Annotated in this window: 15 protein-coding genes and 1 tRNA gene; 10 read left to right on the forward strand and 6 right to left on the reverse strand. The window is 70.2% G+C overall.

Features of this window, described 5'->3' with window-relative positions; translation table 11 throughout:
* Positions 1-43 precede the first annotated feature (43 nt).
* Positions 44-553 (forward strand): hypothetical protein, encoded by a 510-nt coding sequence (locus tag ACXJJ3_RS27770; RefSeq protein WP_458164790.1) that lies wholly within the window; start codon positions 44-46, stop codon positions 551-553.
* On the opposite strand, the gene ACXJJ3_RS27775 is transcribed toward ACXJJ3_RS27770, so the two are convergent.
* The 3 genes from ACXJJ3_RS27775 to ACXJJ3_RS27785 all read right to left on the reverse strand — a co-directional run bounded on the left by ACXJJ3_RS27775 (position 550) and on the right by ACXJJ3_RS27785 (position 4,316).
* Positions 550-1,920: a TrpB-like pyridoxal phosphate-dependent enzyme gene (locus ACXJJ3_RS27775; protein WP_458164791.1), complete on the reverse strand. Its 1,371-nt coding sequence runs from the start codon at positions 1,918-1,920 to the stop codon at positions 550-552. The two genes, ACXJJ3_RS27770 and ACXJJ3_RS27775, sit on opposite strands and share 4 nt — an antisense overlap.
* Positions 1,921-1,994: 74 nt before the next feature.
* Entirely contained in the window at positions 1,995-3,029 is a 1,035-nt protein-coding gene (locus ACXJJ3_RS27780; protein ID WP_458164792.1) for an adenosine deaminase, read from the reverse strand.
* Between the two features lie 93 nt (positions 3,030-3,122).
* Positions 3,123-4,316, reverse strand: coding sequence for a pyridoxal phosphate-dependent aminotransferase (locus tag ACXJJ3_RS27785; RefSeq protein ID WP_458164793.1), 1,194 nt, complete (start codon positions 4,314-4,316; stop codon positions 3,123-3,125).
* A 267-nt stretch (positions 4,317-4,583) separates the two neighbouring features.
* On the opposite strand from ACXJJ3_RS27785, the gene ACXJJ3_RS27790 reads away from it, so the two are divergent.
* From ACXJJ3_RS27790 to rplA, 5 genes are all read left to right on the forward strand, one after another.
* Positions 4,584-4,656: transfer RNA gene (locus ACXJJ3_RS27790), tRNA-Trp, on the forward strand.
* Between the two features lie 55 nt (positions 4,657-4,711).
* Entirely contained in the window at positions 4,712-4,954 is a 243-nt protein-coding gene (gene secE / locus ACXJJ3_RS27795) for a preprotein translocase subunit SecE (protein WP_344191576.1), read from the forward strand.
* A gap of 199 nt (positions 4,955-5,153) precedes the next feature.
* Positions 5,154-6,188, forward strand: coding sequence for a transcription termination/antitermination protein NusG (gene nusG / locus ACXJJ3_RS27800; protein ID WP_458171956.1), 1,035 nt, complete (start codon positions 5,154-5,156; stop codon positions 6,186-6,188).
* 12 nt (positions 6,189-6,200) lie between these two features.
* Positions 6,201-6,632 (forward strand): 50S ribosomal protein L11, encoded by a 432-nt coding sequence (gene rplK, locus ACXJJ3_RS27805; RefSeq protein ID WP_344191578.1) that lies wholly within the window; start codon positions 6,201-6,203, stop codon positions 6,630-6,632.
* A 76-nt stretch (positions 6,633-6,708) separates the two neighbouring features.
* Positions 6,709-7,431 (forward strand): 50S ribosomal protein L1, encoded by a 723-nt coding sequence (gene rplA / locus ACXJJ3_RS27810; protein ID WP_458164794.1) that lies wholly within the window; start codon positions 6,709-6,711, stop codon positions 7,429-7,431.
* A gap of 145 nt (positions 7,432-7,576) precedes the next feature.
* Here the strand turns inward: rplA and ACXJJ3_RS27815 are convergent, their stop codons facing one another.
* Positions 7,577-8,620: an alpha-hydroxy acid oxidase gene (locus ACXJJ3_RS27815; protein ID WP_458164795.1), complete on the reverse strand. Its 1,044-nt coding sequence runs from the start codon at positions 8,618-8,620 to the stop codon at positions 7,577-7,579.
* A 215-nt stretch (positions 8,621-8,835) separates the two neighbouring features.
* Between ACXJJ3_RS27815 and srmL the strand changes: the two genes are divergently transcribed.
* A complete protein-coding gene (gene srmL / locus ACXJJ3_RS27820; RefSeq protein ID WP_458164796.1) occupies positions 8,836-9,957 on the forward strand; it encodes a PheS-related mystery ligase SrmL in 1,122 nt (373 codons plus the stop codon).
* On the opposite strand, the gene ACXJJ3_RS27825 is transcribed toward srmL, so the two are convergent.
* The gene (locus ACXJJ3_RS27825) at positions 9,947-10,459 is read right to left on the reverse strand and encodes a hypothetical protein (RefSeq protein WP_458164797.1); all 513 of its coding nucleotides are present in this window, start codon (positions 10,457-10,459) and stop codon (positions 9,947-9,949) included. The two genes, srmL and ACXJJ3_RS27825, sit on opposite strands and share 11 nt — an antisense overlap.
* Positions 10,460-10,625: 166 nt before the next feature.
* On the opposite strand from ACXJJ3_RS27825, the gene ACXJJ3_RS27830 reads away from it, so the two are divergent.
* Genes ACXJJ3_RS27830 through ACXJJ3_RS27840 form a run of 3 tightly spaced genes read left to right on the forward strand, consistent with a single transcriptional unit; the run spans position 10,626 to position 13,253 of the window.
* Positions 10,626-11,903: a sensor histidine kinase gene (locus ACXJJ3_RS27830; protein WP_458164798.1), complete on the forward strand. Its 1,278-nt coding sequence runs from the start codon at positions 10,626-10,628 to the stop codon at positions 11,901-11,903.
* A 13-nt stretch (positions 11,904-11,916) separates the two neighbouring features.
* Entirely contained in the window at positions 11,917-12,564 is a 648-nt protein-coding gene (locus tag ACXJJ3_RS27835; RefSeq protein WP_458171957.1) for a response regulator transcription factor, read from the forward strand.
* A complete protein-coding gene (locus tag ACXJJ3_RS27840; protein ID WP_458164799.1) occupies positions 12,561-13,253 on the forward strand; it encodes a DUF4097 family beta strand repeat-containing protein in 693 nt (230 codons plus the stop codon). The genes ACXJJ3_RS27835 and ACXJJ3_RS27840 overlap by 4 nt, the downstream gene beginning before the upstream one ends.
* Here the strand turns inward: ACXJJ3_RS27840 and ACXJJ3_RS27845 are convergent.
* The gene (locus ACXJJ3_RS27845; protein WP_458164800.1) at positions 13,240-13,878 is read right to left on the reverse strand and encodes a bifunctional 4-hydroxy-2-oxoglutarate aldolase/2-dehydro-3-deoxy-phosphogluconate aldolase; all 639 of its coding nucleotides are present in this window, start codon (positions 13,876-13,878) and stop codon (positions 13,240-13,242) included. The genes ACXJJ3_RS27840 and ACXJJ3_RS27845 overlap by 14 nt on opposite strands.
* Positions 13,879-13,884 lie beyond the last annotated feature (6 nt).

The following is a 13,884-nucleotide window of genomic DNA, read 5'->3' on the forward strand; positions in this document are numbered from 1 at the left end:
AGGGGAAGCCCTTCGGGTCGTGGGTGCTGGATAGAGTTGGCGGGTGGCCGAGGAAGCCGTTACTACGTTGCACGCCGAGCTGGCGCGGTTCGGGCGGGTGGAGGAAGGGTTCGCCCTGCTCGAGGTGTTCCTGGAGGTGGCGCGGGAGCGGTTGGGTGCGGTGGTGCTGGATCCGGTGGGGTTGCGGTTGCCGGAGGAGATGACTGATGACCGGGTGCTGGCGCAGAAGCTGATCGACGAGCTCGAGCAGGAGACCGTGGGGAAGGCGCGCGGGGTGGAGCGCGGGTACGACATGGAGGACGAGCAGGCGCGGTGGGACTTCGTCCGGCTTGCGTACAGCTCGAATCAGGCGACGGTGTGGAGCCTCCGGCAGCGTACGACGTACTTCGAGGTCAGCGGGCGTGAGCGGGCGACGTACTGGTTGCCGGAGAGTTTGAAGGGGGAGTACTTCGGGGCGTTGCGTGGACGTGGATGGGCGATCCCGGAGGGCTGGCTGGAGGCGGTGGCCAGGCAGCCCAAGCCATGGTGGAAGCGCGGGGCGTGGTCCGGTTAGCTCAGGGCCGGTAGGCGGGTGAGGGCTGCGGCGACGGCGGACTGGATGTCGGCGTCCTCCCAGGTGCGGTCGACGATGGTGTTGGACAGGTAAGCGTCGTACGCGGCCAGGTCGAGGTGGCCGTGGCCGCACAGGGCGGTGAGGATGACCTTCTCCTCGCCGGATTCCTTGCAGAGCAGGGCTTCCTCGATGGCGGCGGCCAGCGCGTGGGTCGGCTCGGGGGCCGGGACGATTCCTTCGGTCCGGGCGAACTGGACGCCGGCGGCGAAGCACTCGGACTGGGGTTTGGCGACCGCCTCGAGCTCACCGGTCTCGTACAGGTGGCTGATCAGCGGACTCATGCCGTGGTACCGCAGGCCGCCGGCGTGGATCGGGTCCGGGACGAAGTCGTGGCCGAGCGTGTGCATCTTCATCAGCGGCGTCATCCCGATGGTGTCGCCGAAGTCGTACGCGTAGGTGCCCTGGGTCAGCGACGGGCAGGCGGCCGGCTCGACCGCGCGCACCACCGGGGACATCCGGCCGGCCCACTTCTCCCGCAGGAACGGGAACGCCAGGCCGCCGAAGTTCGACCCGCCGCCGGTGCAGCCGACGATCAGGTCCGGGGTCTCGCCGACCATCGCGAGCTGGATCAGCGCCTCCTCGCCGATCACGGTCTGGTGCAGGAGGACGTGGTTCAGCACCGAGCCGAGCGCGTAGTGCACCTCCGGGTCCTGGACCGCGGCCTCGACCGCCTCGCTGATCGCGATCCCGAGCGAACCGGTCGACTCCGGGTCGGCCGCGAGGATCTTCCGGCCGGCGTCGGTCAGCTCAGACGGGCTCGGGTGCACGGTCGCGCCGAAGACCTGCATCATCGTCCGCCGGTAAGGCTTCTGGTCGTACGACGCGCGGACCTGCCAGACCTCGCAGTCCAGCCCGAACTGCGCGCAGGCGAACGCGAGCGCCGTACCCCATTGCCCCGCGCCGGTCTCGGTGGTGAGCTTCCGGACGCCGGCCTTGGCGTTGTAGTACGCCTGCGGGACGGCCGTGTTCGGCTTGTGCGATCCGGCCGGGGAGACGCCCTCGTACTTGTAGTAGATGTGCGCCGGGGTGTCGAGCGCCTTCTCCAGCCGATGCGCCCGGTACAGCGGGCTGGGCCGCCAGAGCCGGTAGACGTCGAGCACTTCGCCGGGAATGTCGACGTACTGCTCCTGGGAGACCTCTTGCAGGATCAGGTCCATCGGGAACAACGGCGTGAGGTCGTCGGGCCCGATCGGCTGCCCCGTCCCCGGGTGCAGCACCGGCGGCGGAGGCGTCGGCAGGTCGTGAAGCACGTTGTACCAACGCGTCGGCAGCTCGTCCTCTGGCAGCAGAATCTTCGTCGGCGTCATGTACGCAAAGTTATTCCCGCACCGCCGCCCCGACAATGCCCTCAACCGGAACTTCCCCCGCACTCATCCGGACCTCACGCGGGTACTGCCGCGGGGGCTCCTAGCCATTCGTCGATTTCGGTGAGGAGGGACTTTTGGGTTTCGGGTGGGGCGGTGGAGGCGAGGACGGAGGCGCGGGCCAGGTCGGCGAGTTCGGGGTCGGTGAAGGCGTGGACGGTGCGGGCGGTTTCGTACTGTTCGGCCAGGCGGGAGCCGAACAGGAGGGGGTCGTCGGCGCCGAGGGCGATGCGGGCGCCGGCTTCGTAGAGGGTGCGGAGGGGGACATCTTCGGGGCGGCGGTAGACGCCGAGGGAGACGTTGGAGGCGGGGCAGACCTCGAGGGCGATGCCGGCGTCGACCACGCGTTTGAGGAGGTCGGGGTCCTCGACGGAGCGGACGCCGTGGCCGATGCGGCCGGCGCCCAGTTCGTCCAGGCAGGTGCGGACGGTGGCGGGGCCGCACAGCTCGCCGCCGTGCGGGGCGGCGAGCAGGCCGGCGTTGCGGGCGATCCGGAAGGCGGGCGCGAACTCGGAGGTGGTGCCGCGACGTTCGTCGTTCGACAGGCCGAAGCCGACCACGCCGCGGCCGACGTACTGGGTGGCGAGGCGGGCCAGGGTGCGGGCGTCGAGGGGGTGCCGGGTGCGGTTCGCGGCGATGATCACCTGGACGTCGATCCCGGTGGTGGCGGCCGCGTCGCGGGCGGCGTCCAGGACCAGGTCGGTGAACTCGGTGATGCCGTGGAAGCGGTTCGCGTAGCCGGACGGATCGACCTGGATCTCCAGCCAGCGCGAGCCGTCGGCGCGGTCGTCCTCGGCCGCTTCGCGCACCAGCCGGCGGACGTCGTCCTCGGTCCGCAGCACCGAGCGCGCGATGTCGTACAGCCGCTGGAACCGGAACCAGCCGCGCTCGTCGGCCGCGGACAGCTCCGGCGGCCAGTCGGTGCGCAGCGCGTCCGGCAGCCGGACGCCGTGCTTGTCGGCCAGCTCGACCAGCGTCAGATGCCGCATCGAGCCGGAGAAGTGCAGATGCAGGTGCGTCTTGGGCAGCACCCGCAGATCCCGCTGCGTCATCACAGAAGGTTACCGACGCACAGCGCCGAGAGAGAAATCGGACCGCCGACACTCACCAAGAGCCGCGGGGTTGGTGAGTCTCGGAGGTTCATCTCAGCTCAGCAGCTTGGCGATCCGGGTGAGGCCTTCGGTCAGGTCGTCGTCGCCGAGGGCGTAGGACAGGCGCAGGTACCCCGGTGCGCCGAACGCCTCGCCCGGTACGACGGCCACCTCGACCTCGTCGAGGATCACGTCGGCGAGCTCCGCCGAGGTCGACGGCGTACGGCCCGCGATCGGCTTGCCGAGGACGCCCTTCACCGACGGGTACGCGTAGAACGCGCCGGTCGGCTCCGGGCACTCGACGCCGGGGATCTCGTTGAGCATCCGGACCATGGTCCGGCGCCGCCGGTCGAACGCGACCTTCATCTCGTCGACCGCGCTGAGATCGCCGGACACCGCGGCGAGCGCGGCCCGCTGGGCGACGTTGCAGACGTTCGAGGTCTGGTGCGACTGCAGGTTGGTCGCGGCCTTGATGACGTCCTTCGGCCCGATCATCCAGCCGACCCGCCAGCCGGTCATCGCGTACGTCTTCGCGACCCCGTTCAGTACGACGGTCTTGTCCGCGAGCTCCGGCACCGCGACCGGGATCGACGTCGCCCGTACGTCGCCGTACGTCAGGTGCTCGTAGATCTCGTCGGTGACCACCCACAGGTCGTGCTCGAGCGCCCAGCGGCCGATCGCCGCGATCGCCTCCGGGCTGTCGACGGCGCCGGTCGGGTTCGACGGCGAGCAGAACAGCAGCACCTTGGTCCGCGGGGTCCGGGCCGCCTCGAGCTGCTCGACCGTGACGCAGTAGTTCTGCGACTCGTCGGCCAGCACCTCGACCGGTACGCCGCCGGCCAGCCGGATCGCCTCCGGGTACGTCGTCCAGTACGGCGCCGGGAGCAGCACCTCGTCGCCCGGGTCGAGCAGCGTCGCGAACGCGTTGTAGACGGCGTGCTTGCCGCCGTTGGTGACCAGCACCTGCGACGGCTCGATCTCGTACCCGGAGTCGCGGCGGGTCTTGTCCGCGATCGCCTGCTTCAGCTCGGGCAGGCCGCCGGCCGGGCTGTACCGGTGGTTCTTCGGGTCCCGGGCCGCCGCGACCGCGGCCTCGACGATGTAGTCCGGCGTCGGGAAGTCCGGTTCGCCGGCGCCGAACCCGATCACCGGCCGGCCCGCGGCCTTGAGCGCCTTCGCCTTGCTGTCCACCGCCAGCGTCGCCGATTCACTGATGGCGCCGATCCGCGCCGAGATCCTGGAACCCATACGCCCATCCTGGCACCCCGGCGCCGCGACGGCCCGGGGCGTATCACTGGGTGACGCCCGAGGGAACGCGCCGGGGGTGCTGTCCGTTGGGACCTGCTGGAGGCTGTATGGTTCTGACCGCGGTGCGGCGTCCGGCAATGGGACCCGTGCGGAGGCTGAGTTCGACCACGTGGCTCAGACCCCGTACACTTCTCTAGTCCGGGCGTTGATGGCCCTGATCCGGCATGCCCGAGATCAGGTCCCACGCGGCGTCCGGATGGATTGCAGAGGGCACTAGCTCAACTGGCAGAGCATCGGTCTCCAAAACCGAAGGTTGGGGGTTCAAGTCCCTCGTGCCCTGCAAATCCTGACCGGCGCAGGGCCGGTCAGGCCGCCGCTAGCGAAAGAGGTAGGTCGTGACGGAGACGCGCACCCCGGCACCGTCCGGCGCCGGCAAGCCCGCGGAGGGCAAGCAGGGCAGGGGCCTGCTGCGCTTCTACCGGCAGGTGGTCGCCGAGCTCCGCAAGGTGGTCTGGCCCACTCGCAAGCAGCTGTCCACCTACTTCGTGGTCGTCCTGACCTTCGTGGTGTTCGTCATCGCGATCGTCTCGGTCCTCGACCTCGCCTTCGGCTGGGCGATGTTCAAGGTCTTCGGCTGAGGAACGCCGGCCACGACCAACTGTAGGTCCCGGGCGCCCGGCCCGGACTGAAACAGACAAGACCCCCGATGCACAGATGACGGAGTACGACGTGTCCGAGCGCGACGACGAGGTCCTCGACTACGAGGACGAGTTCGACGTATCCGACTCCGACGACGACCTCGATCTCGACTTCGACGAGAACGCCACCGACGACGACCTGTTCGGTGACGACGACGATGACGACGACCCGTTCGCGGACCTCGACGACGAGGACGAGAGCGGCAACGAGGACGACGACGAGACCGACGACGACGAGTACTCCGCCGACGACGAGGCCGAGACGCCGAAGCCGGACGCGGACACGTCCGACGACGAGCCGGTCGTGGTGGTCCCGGCGGCCGACGAGTCCGAGGTCACCGAGGTGGTGACCGCCGCGGACGTCGACGACGCCGAGGAGGAGCTCGCCGAGGAGACCGCGGAGACCGCGCCGCTGACCACCGCCGAGCCGGCCGCCGCGCCGGACGAGGTGGTCTTCTCCAGCGCCGGCGCCACGGACGAGGACGACGACGCGACCGACGGCGACGACGAGACGGACGACGAGACCGTCGCGGAGGCGGAGCCCGAGGAGCCGGGCGACCCGCTCGAGGAGCTGCGCTCCCGGCTGCGGTCGCAGTTCGGCGACTGGTACGTCGTGCACACGTACTCAGGGATGGAGAACCGGGTCAAGGGCAACCTGGAGAACCGGATCAACTCCCTGAACATGGAGGACTACATCTTCGAGATCATCGTGCCGACCGAGGAGGTCGCCGAGATCAAGAACGGGCAGCGCCGGATGGTGAAGCGCACGGTGCTGCCGGGCTACGTGCTGGTCCGGATGGATCTGACCGACGAGTCCTGGTCGACCGTGCGGCACACGCCGTCGGTGACCGGCTTCGTCGGGAACAGCCAGAAGCCGGTCCCGCTCAGCCTCGAAGAGGTGGAGAAGATGCTCGCTCCGGCCGTCGTGGCGGCGGCCGAGGCGGCGGCAGCCGAAGCCGGTGCCGCACCTGCCAAGACCGCGGCCAAGAAGAAGGTCGAGGTCGCCGACTTCGGTGTCGGGGACTCGGTCATGGTGGTCGACGGGCCGTTCGCGACCCTGCACGCCACAGTCACGGAGATCAACGCCGAGGCCCAGCGGATCAAGGCCCTGGTTGAGATCTTCGGCCGGGAGACCCCGGTGGAACTCAGCTTCAACCAGATCCAGAAAGTCTAAGGACCCGACAGAATGCCTCCCAAGAAGAAGATCGCTGCCCTGGTCAAGGTGCAGCTCCAGGCCGGTGCTGCGACGCCGGCCCCGCCGGTCGGTACCGCGCTCGGTCCGCACGGCGTCAACATCATGGAGTTCTGCAAGGCGTACAACGCCCAGACGGAGTCCATGCGTGGAAACGTCGTACCGGTCGAGATCACGATCTACGAAGACCGTTCCTTCACGTTCGTCACCAAGACGCCGCCGGCGCCGGAGATGATCAAGAAGGCCGCCGGTCTGCAGAAGGGCTCGGCCGTCCCGCAGCGGGACAAGGTCGGCAAGATCAGCAAGGACCAGGTGCGCGAGATCGCCACCACGAAGATGCCGGATCTGAACGCCCGTGACATCGACGCGGCGATGAAGATCATCGAGGGTACGGCGCGCTCCATGGGCGTCGTCGTCGACGGCTGATCGCACCTAATCCAGAAGTAGTCGTGGCAGGGCGAAGTGCCGCCCGGAGACCACACCCCAGAGAGGAACAGCAGTAATGGCACAGCGCAGCAAGGCTTACCGCGCCGCCGCGGAGAAGATCGACTTCGATCACCTGTACACGCCGCTGGAAGCGATCCGGCTGGCGAAGGACGCGGCCGGTAGCAAGAAGTTCAACTCCACCGTGGACGTGGCGATGCGTCTCGGGGTCGACCCCCGCAAGGCCGACCAGATGGTGCGTGGCACCGTCAACCTTCCGCACGGTACCGGCAAGACGGCACGGGTCCTCGTCTTCGCCACCGGTGAGAAGGCCGAGCAGGCGAAGGCCGCCGGCGCCGACTTCGTCGGTGACGACGACATGATCAAGAAGGTGACCGACGGCTGGCTGGACTTCGACGCCGTCGTCGCCACCCCGGATCTGATGGGCAAGGTCGGCCGCCTCGGTCGCGTACTCGGCCCGCGTGGTCTGATGCCGAACCCGAAGACCGGCACCGTCACCCCTGACGTGACCAAGGCCGTGTCGGACATCAAGGGCGGCAAGATCGAGTTCCGGGTCGACCGGCACGCGAACCTGCACTTCATCATCGGCAAGGCTTCCTTCGACGAGGCCCAGCTGGTGGAGAACTACAGCGCCGCGCTCGAGGAGATCCTCCGGCTGAAGCCGGCCAGCTCCAAGGGCCGCTACATCAAGAAGACGGTCTTCTCGACCACGATGGGTCCGGGTGTCCAGGTTGACCCCAACCTCACCCGCAACCTCGCCGAGGACCAGGTCGACGCCTGACCCCTCACCCTTCACCACCACCAAGCCCCCGGGACCACCTCCCGGGGGCTTGCTGCTTGCCGGAAGGGGGTTGCCCCCTCAAATGGAGGGTTGCCCCGTTGGAAATTCGAGGGGGCAACCCTCCACTTCATGGGGCAGGGCCTGCTCAGGGGTTGGTGATGCCGGTGATGAGGTCGGGGGTGAGCGAGCGGGGGGAGGCGTGGCCGCTCAGCCGGAGGCTGTGGGCGAGCTCTTCGGCCAGATCCGTCAGGAGGCGGGTCACGCCGGGCGCGGAGTCGACGGTCAGCGCCCAGAGGGCGGGGCGGCCGACGAACACGGCGCGGGCGCCGAGGGTGAGCGCGGTGAGGATGTGCTCGCCGCGCCGGATACCGCCGTCGACGTACAGCTCGACGTTGCTGCCGGCAACGGCTTCGGCGACCTCGGGGAGCGCCTGCGCGGTCGGGATCGAGCCGTCGAGCTGACGGCCGCCGTGGTTCGACACGATCACGCCGGCAGCGCCCGCGTCCGCGCAGCGCTTGGCGTCGTCGCCGCGCAGGACGCCCTTCACCACCACCGGTAGGCCGGTGCGTTCGGCGAGCCAGCCGATCACGTCCGGGTTCAGGTCGTCGGCCTTGGCAAGGTCGTCGTCGGTCCAGTCGCCGGCGGGCAGGTTGGCGAGCAGCTGGCCGGGTTTCACCAGGTCCCAGACGGTTTCGCCGTCGTCCTCCTTGCGGCCGACGACCGGGGTGTCGACGGTCAGTACGACGGCCCGCGCGCCGGCGGCGACGGCCGCGTCGAGCATCCGCCGGGTGATGTCGCGGTTCCGGACGACGTAGATCTGCAGCCACCACGGGACGCCGGTGGCGCCGAGCTCGGCGAACGTCGAGCCCGCGTTGCTGGAGACGCCGAGCACGGACCGGGCCGCGGTGACGCCGCGCGCCATCGCGAGTTCGCCGTCCGGGTCGGCCATCCGCTGCATCGTCGACGGTGCCACCAGGACCGGGGCGTCGACCGGCGTACCGAGCACCGTGGTGCCGAGGTCGAGGTGCGAGACGTCGTTCAGGACGCGGGGCCGGAAGCGGTAGGCCGACCAGGCGGCGGTGGCCTCGCCGACGCTGACGCCGGCCGCGGAGCCCTGCCGGTAGTAGCGGTGCACGGCCTCGGGCAGCTTCTCGGCGGCCGCGCTCTCCAGAGTGTCGATCCAGCGCATGCGGCCCATGGTCGCACCCGGGCGCCGCCGGCGGGGAGTGCATTTCCGGGCGGCCCTGTAGACTTGACCGCATGACGCAGTACGGGCGGCGATTTCTGCGCCCCGGCCGGCACGACGGTGCCGACGGGGTGAGCTGCTGCTGCGCTCTCTCCTGAGGTGACCGCGGCCGACCGGGGTGGACCCCCCGTCGAGACCGTCACCTGTGGAGAAAGCTCATGTCTGTCCTCACCGTTGAAGAACTGCACGCTGCCCTCGCGCTCCGCGACCTCAGCGATCCGGCCCAGGGCCCGCACGCCGTCCAGCTCGTCGTCGAGGCGATCCGTACGGCGCTCGGCACGGCTTGGCCGTACACCGAGATCTGGACCCGCCGCGACCATCCGGTCGTCCCGCTCGCGGACAACTACGACAACCTCGGCTACGCCACCGGCGCCGTCACCCGGGAGGCCCGGTACACGCGCTACGTCTCGGAGAACGAGGTACTGCGGAGCCACACGTCCGCGATGATCCCGCCGGCGCTTCGCGAACTCGCGGGCTCGGAGGCGTCCGACGTACTGATGATCTGCGCGGGCATCTGCTACCGGCGGGACTCCGTCGACTGGCAACACACGGGTACGCCGCACCAGCTCGACCTGTGGCGGGTCAGCCGGAACGTCACGCTCGGCGAACCCGAGCTGGAGGACATGATCGCCCGCCTGGTCGACACCGTCCTGCCGGGGCAGACGTACCGCACCGTGCCGGCGGTGCACCCGTACACGATCCACGGCCGGCAGATCGACGTCCTGCTGGACGACCAGTGGATCGAGATCGGCGAGTGCGGTGTCGCGGCGCCGCACGTACTGCGGATGGCCGGGCTGGACGAGAGCTGGACCGGGCTGGCGATGGGCCCGGGTCTCGACCGGCTGATGATGCTGCGCAAGGGGATCCGCGACATCCGGCTGCTCCGGTCCACCGATCCTCGGGTGGCGGGGCAGATGCTGGACCTGACGCCGTACAGGCCGGTCTCGTCGATGCCGCCGGTCCGCCGCGACCTGTCCGTGGTGGTGGACGCGGCCGCGGACGTATCGGACGAGGTACTCGGCGACAAGGTCCGGGCCGCGCTGGGCCTGGATGCCGATGCCGCGGAGTCGCTGGAGGTGCTGGGCGAAACGTCGTACGACGACTTGCCGACGAGTGCCCGGGAGCGTCTCCAGATGACGCCTGGTCAACGGAACGTGCTGGTCAGACTGGTCCTGCGGCCGGTGGACCGGACCCTCACCGACGCGGAGGCGAACGTCCTGCGGGACAAGGTCTACCGCGCCTTGCACCAGGGCCCGGTGCTGGAGCTGATCAGCGCTTGAGCTCGCGGGCCGCCACCAGGAACGCGCAGATCGCGAGCGGTACCTCGAGCAGTACCGCCTCGGTCAGCGAGAGCGTCCGGTCGAACCCGGCCGCCGCCGTACTCACGTCGAACCAGGCGTCGGCGATCAGCAGCGTTCCGGCGGCCATCGCGGTCAGAGTGGCGTGCCTGTTGCCCTTGTGGAGCAGGTACGCCGTGAGGCCGGCGGCGATCGCGGTGGCGCAGTCCAGACCGATCCAGGTCAGCTTCCAGTGACCGGCCTGGTACGTGCTCGGCAGCGTCGCCGCGAGGATCAAGCACCACGGCAGCAGTACCGCCGCGACCCCGGCGGCTACCATCGCGGCCAGGCCGCCGGGGGAGCGGCGGGCCCGGATCCGGCCGTCCAGCCGGCCTTCGGCGATGTACTCGTCCAGCGCGTCGGCCACGCGGTCGTCGATCGCGTCACCGAGCTTCCCGTCCATGGCTTGCCCGATCTCAGTGGGGCTGATCGCTGTCGTCGTCATGTCCTCAAGCCTTCCGGGAAGGGCTGTCCGGCACAGTCCGGTCAGCCCACGAACGGGGGTGGGGATAACCCCCGACGGGTTCCGTGGGTTGTCCTGATGCCGTCCGGCGGCACCGACCACGTAAGTTGTGACCGCGAGCAGGCGATGACACGGGGAGGTGATCCGGATGACGGCTGCGGTGAGTCCGGTTCCCCGGACCCCGTGGGGACTCTGGCGATCGCCGTACTTGTGGTTGGCAACGATCCATCTGATCGGCGACGCGGTGGTCGTGCTGACGTCCGGCCTGCTCGTGCTCGCCGCGACCCTCCTGGTCCTCGTGGGCTTCCTGCTGGCACCGATCGGGATCCCGCTGTCGCGGTGGGCGAACCGGTCGGTCTACGCCATCGCCGGCTGGGAACGGGCCCGCGCGCGGGTGACCCGCGGCCAGGAAGTGCCCGCGCTGGTGCCGCCGCAGCGGGCCGGGTCGGCGCTCGAGGACGCGGTGCTGGCGGTCCGGGATCCGGGGCTGTGGCGGCAGTTCCTCTACTACTTCATCCTGTTCTGGGCGGCGTGCGCGTGGCTGTTCCTGGTGCCGGCCATGTGGTCGGTTCCGCCGGTGCTGATCGCGCTGCCGGTGTACTACTCGCGGTTCGCGGCCGGCCAGGCCCAACTCGGGCCGTTCATCGTCGACTCGACGACCCAGGCCACGGTGGTCGCCGTGCTCGCGGCGCTGTTCCTGTATTTCGTCTCGCCCGTGGTCATCCGGGCCGCCTCGTGGTTCGACGGGTGGCTGGTGAAGGAGTTGCTCGGGCCGTCTGAGACCGGCGTACTGGCCGAGCGCGTCCATCAGCTGGTGCAGAGCCGGCAGCAGGTGGTCGACTCGGTCGAGGCCGAGCGGCGCCGGATGGAGCGCGACCTGCACGACGGCGCCCAGCAGCGGCTGGTCTCGCTGGCGATGACGCTCGGCCGGGCGAAGAACCGGCTCGGCGACCGGGAACCGGACGTCCGGGCGCTGATCCAGGAGGCGCACTCGGAGGCCATGCAGGCGATCGCCGAGATCCGGGACCTGACCCGCGGGCTGCATCCCCCGGTGCTGACCGACCGCGGCCTGGACGCGGCGCTGTCGGCGGTCGCGGCGCGGTCGCCGGTGCCGGTCCGGCTGCGCGTCGACGTCCGGCCGAGGCCGCAGCTGACGATCGAGTCGATCGCGTACTTCGTGGTGACCGAGGCGCTCGCGAACGTCGCCAAGCACGCCGACGCCGCGGAGGCGGACGTGCAGGTGGTCCGGAACGACGACGTACTGCGGGTCGAGGTGCGGGACAACGGCCGCGGCGGCGCCGATCCGGCGGGCGGCAGCGGGTTGCGGGGGCTGGCCGACCGGGTGGCCGGTGTGGACGGACGGCTGACGGTGGACAGTCCACCGGGTGGCGGCACGACGCTGATCGCGGAGGTGCCCTGTGGCTGAGGAGGCCGAACGGATGCGGGTCGTGATCGCCGAGGACTCGGTGCTGCTGCGCGAGGGCATCGTGCGACTGCTCGTGGAGCAGGACTGCGAGGTGGTCGCAGCGGTCGGCGACGGCAACACGCTGCTGACCGCGGTCGAGCAGCACCGGCCGGACGTCTGCGTGGTCGACGTCCGGATGCCGCCGACGTTCACCGACGAGGGGCTCCGGGCGGCGCTGGTGCTCCGCGACCAGTACCCGGAGGTCGGCGTGCTGGTGCTCTCGCAGTACGTCGAGGAGCGGTACGCGAGCGAGTTGATCGGCGCGAACCCGGGCGGCGTCGGGTACCTGCTGAAGGACCGGGTGGCCGACGTCGACCAGTTCATCGACGGGCTGCGCCGGGTCGCGGACGGCGGTGCGGCACTGGACCCGGAGGTGATCTCGCAGCTGCTGGTGCGGTCCCGGAAGTCGGATCCGCTGGCCGTGCTGAGCCCGCGGGAACAGGACGTTCTCCGGGCGATGGCCGAGGGCAAGTCGAACGCCGGGATCGCGCAGGCGCTGGTCGTCGGCGAAGGGGCGGTCGAGAAGCACATCAGCAACATCTTCCTGAAGCTGCAGCTGTCCCCGACCGACGGCGAGCACCGCCGGGTGCTGGCGGTCCTGCGATACCTGGGGACGTCGTGACGAGAGCACAGCGGACCATGCTGCTGGTCGGGGTGCTGCCGTTGCTGGTGGTGCTGCTGGCCGGCGGGGCGGGCACCGTGGCGGCGATCCGCGGCAAGCTGCCGTACAGCTACTCGGGGGAGTTCGCGCCCGGGGCGGACGGGGTGCAGATCTTCTCCGACATCTCGACGCAGGTGCTGGCCAGTAACGACGGCAAGGTGCACGTCACGCTCGACGGGTCGTACACCGTGACGAAGCCGGACCTCCAGGTGACCACGCAGGGACGCCAGTTACTGGTCCGGGCGATGTGCCAGGACACGCACTGCAACATCGACGTCACCGTGGAGGTGCCGGCCGAGGCACCCGTTCAGGCGAAGGTCGAGGGCACCTCGATCAACCTGGTCGGGCTGTCGGCCCCGTTGACGGTGCACGCGAGCGACGGGTCCGTCGACCTGGCGCGGATGCGCAGCCCGCAGGTGGCGGTGGACGCGCAGCGCGGATCGATCTCGATGGTCTTCGAGGCCCCGCCGGACCGGGTGTCCGCGACCTCGAGCGACGGGTCGATCACGGTGCAGCTGCCGCGGACGACGTCGTACGCGATCGACGCGGTCGCCGCGCAGGGGTCGACGAATCTGAGCGTGCCGAACGACGCGTCCGCCGCGCACCACCTGTTCCTGCGCAGCAGCTACGGGAGCATCACGGTGCAATAGCCGCGCAGAACGCCTTCGCCTTCTCGGTGATCGACTGCCAGTTGCCGGCGGCCACTTCCGCGGGCGCGACGACGTCCGTCCCGGCGCTGACGGCGAACGCCCCGGCGGCCAGGAAGTCCTTCGCGTTGCCGGCGTTGACGCCGCCGGACGGGATCAGCGGTACGCCGGGGAACGGGCCGTTCAGGTCCTTGAAGTACTTCGGGCCGAGCTGGTGCGCCGGGAAGATCTTCACCGCGGCCGACCCCAGCGCCAGCGCGGTCATCACCTCCGACGGGGTGAACGCGCCGAGCACCACCGGTACGCCGGCGGCCCGCGCGGCCTCGGCGATCGCGGCGGCCTCCGGGCCTTGCCCCGGGGTGACCAGGAACTGCGCGCCCGCGTCGATCGCCTGCGTGGCCTGGCCGGCGGTCTGCACGGTCCCCGCACCGACGACCGCGCCGGTCTCGGCAGCCGTGGCGGCGGCCCGCTCCAGGTGCCGGGGGAGGTCCGGCGTGGTGTACGTGAGCTCGACGACGTGGATGCCGCCGGCCACCAGTGCGGCGCAGAGGTCGCGGGCGTCGGAGATCTCCGGGGCGCGGACGACGGTCAGCACCCGGTCGGCGCGGAGCAGGTCCAGGGTGTTCACAAGGGT

The organism is Kribbella sp. WER1 (genome assembly GCF_054189145.1).

Excerpts from the sequence above, each read along its gene's own strand:
- rplK (WP_344191578.1), top strand. The coding sequence starts at position 6,201 with ATGCCTCCCAAGAAGAAGATCGCTGCCCTGGTCAAGGTGCAGCTCCAG.
- ACXJJ3_RS27830 (WP_458164798.1), top strand. The coding sequence starts at position 10,626 with ATGACGGCTGCGGTGAGTCCGGTTCCCCGGACCCCGTGGGGACTCTGG.
- ACXJJ3_RS27775 (WP_458164791.1), bottom strand. The coding sequence starts at position 1,920 with ATGACGCCGACGAAGATTCTGCTGCCAGAGGACGAGCTGCCGACGCGT.
- ACXJJ3_RS27835 (WP_458171957.1), top strand. The coding sequence starts at position 11,917 with ATGCGGGTCGTGATCGCCGAGGACTCGGTGCTGCTGCGCGAGGGCATC.
- ACXJJ3_RS27785 (WP_458164793.1), bottom strand. The coding sequence starts at position 4,316 with ATGGGTTCCAGGATCTCGGCGCGGATCGGCGCCATCAGTGAATCGGCG.
- rplA (WP_458164794.1), top strand. The coding sequence starts at position 6,709 with ATGGCACAGCGCAGCAAGGCTTACCGCGCCGCCGCGGAGAAGATCGAC.
- ACXJJ3_RS27815 (WP_458164795.1), bottom strand. The coding sequence starts at position 8,620 with ATGCGCTGGATCGACACTCTGGAGAGCGCGGCCGCCGAGAAGCTGCCC.
- ACXJJ3_RS27780 (WP_458164792.1), bottom strand. The coding sequence starts at position 3,029 with ATGACGCAGCGGGATCTGCGGGTGCTGCCCAAGACGCACCTGCATCTG.
- ACXJJ3_RS27825 (WP_458164797.1), bottom strand. The coding sequence starts at position 10,459 with ATGACGACGACAGCGATCAGCCCCACTGAGATCGGGCAAGCCATGGAC.
- srmL (WP_458164796.1), top strand. The coding sequence starts at position 8,836 with ATGTCTGTCCTCACCGTTGAAGAACTGCACGCTGCCCTCGCGCTCCGC.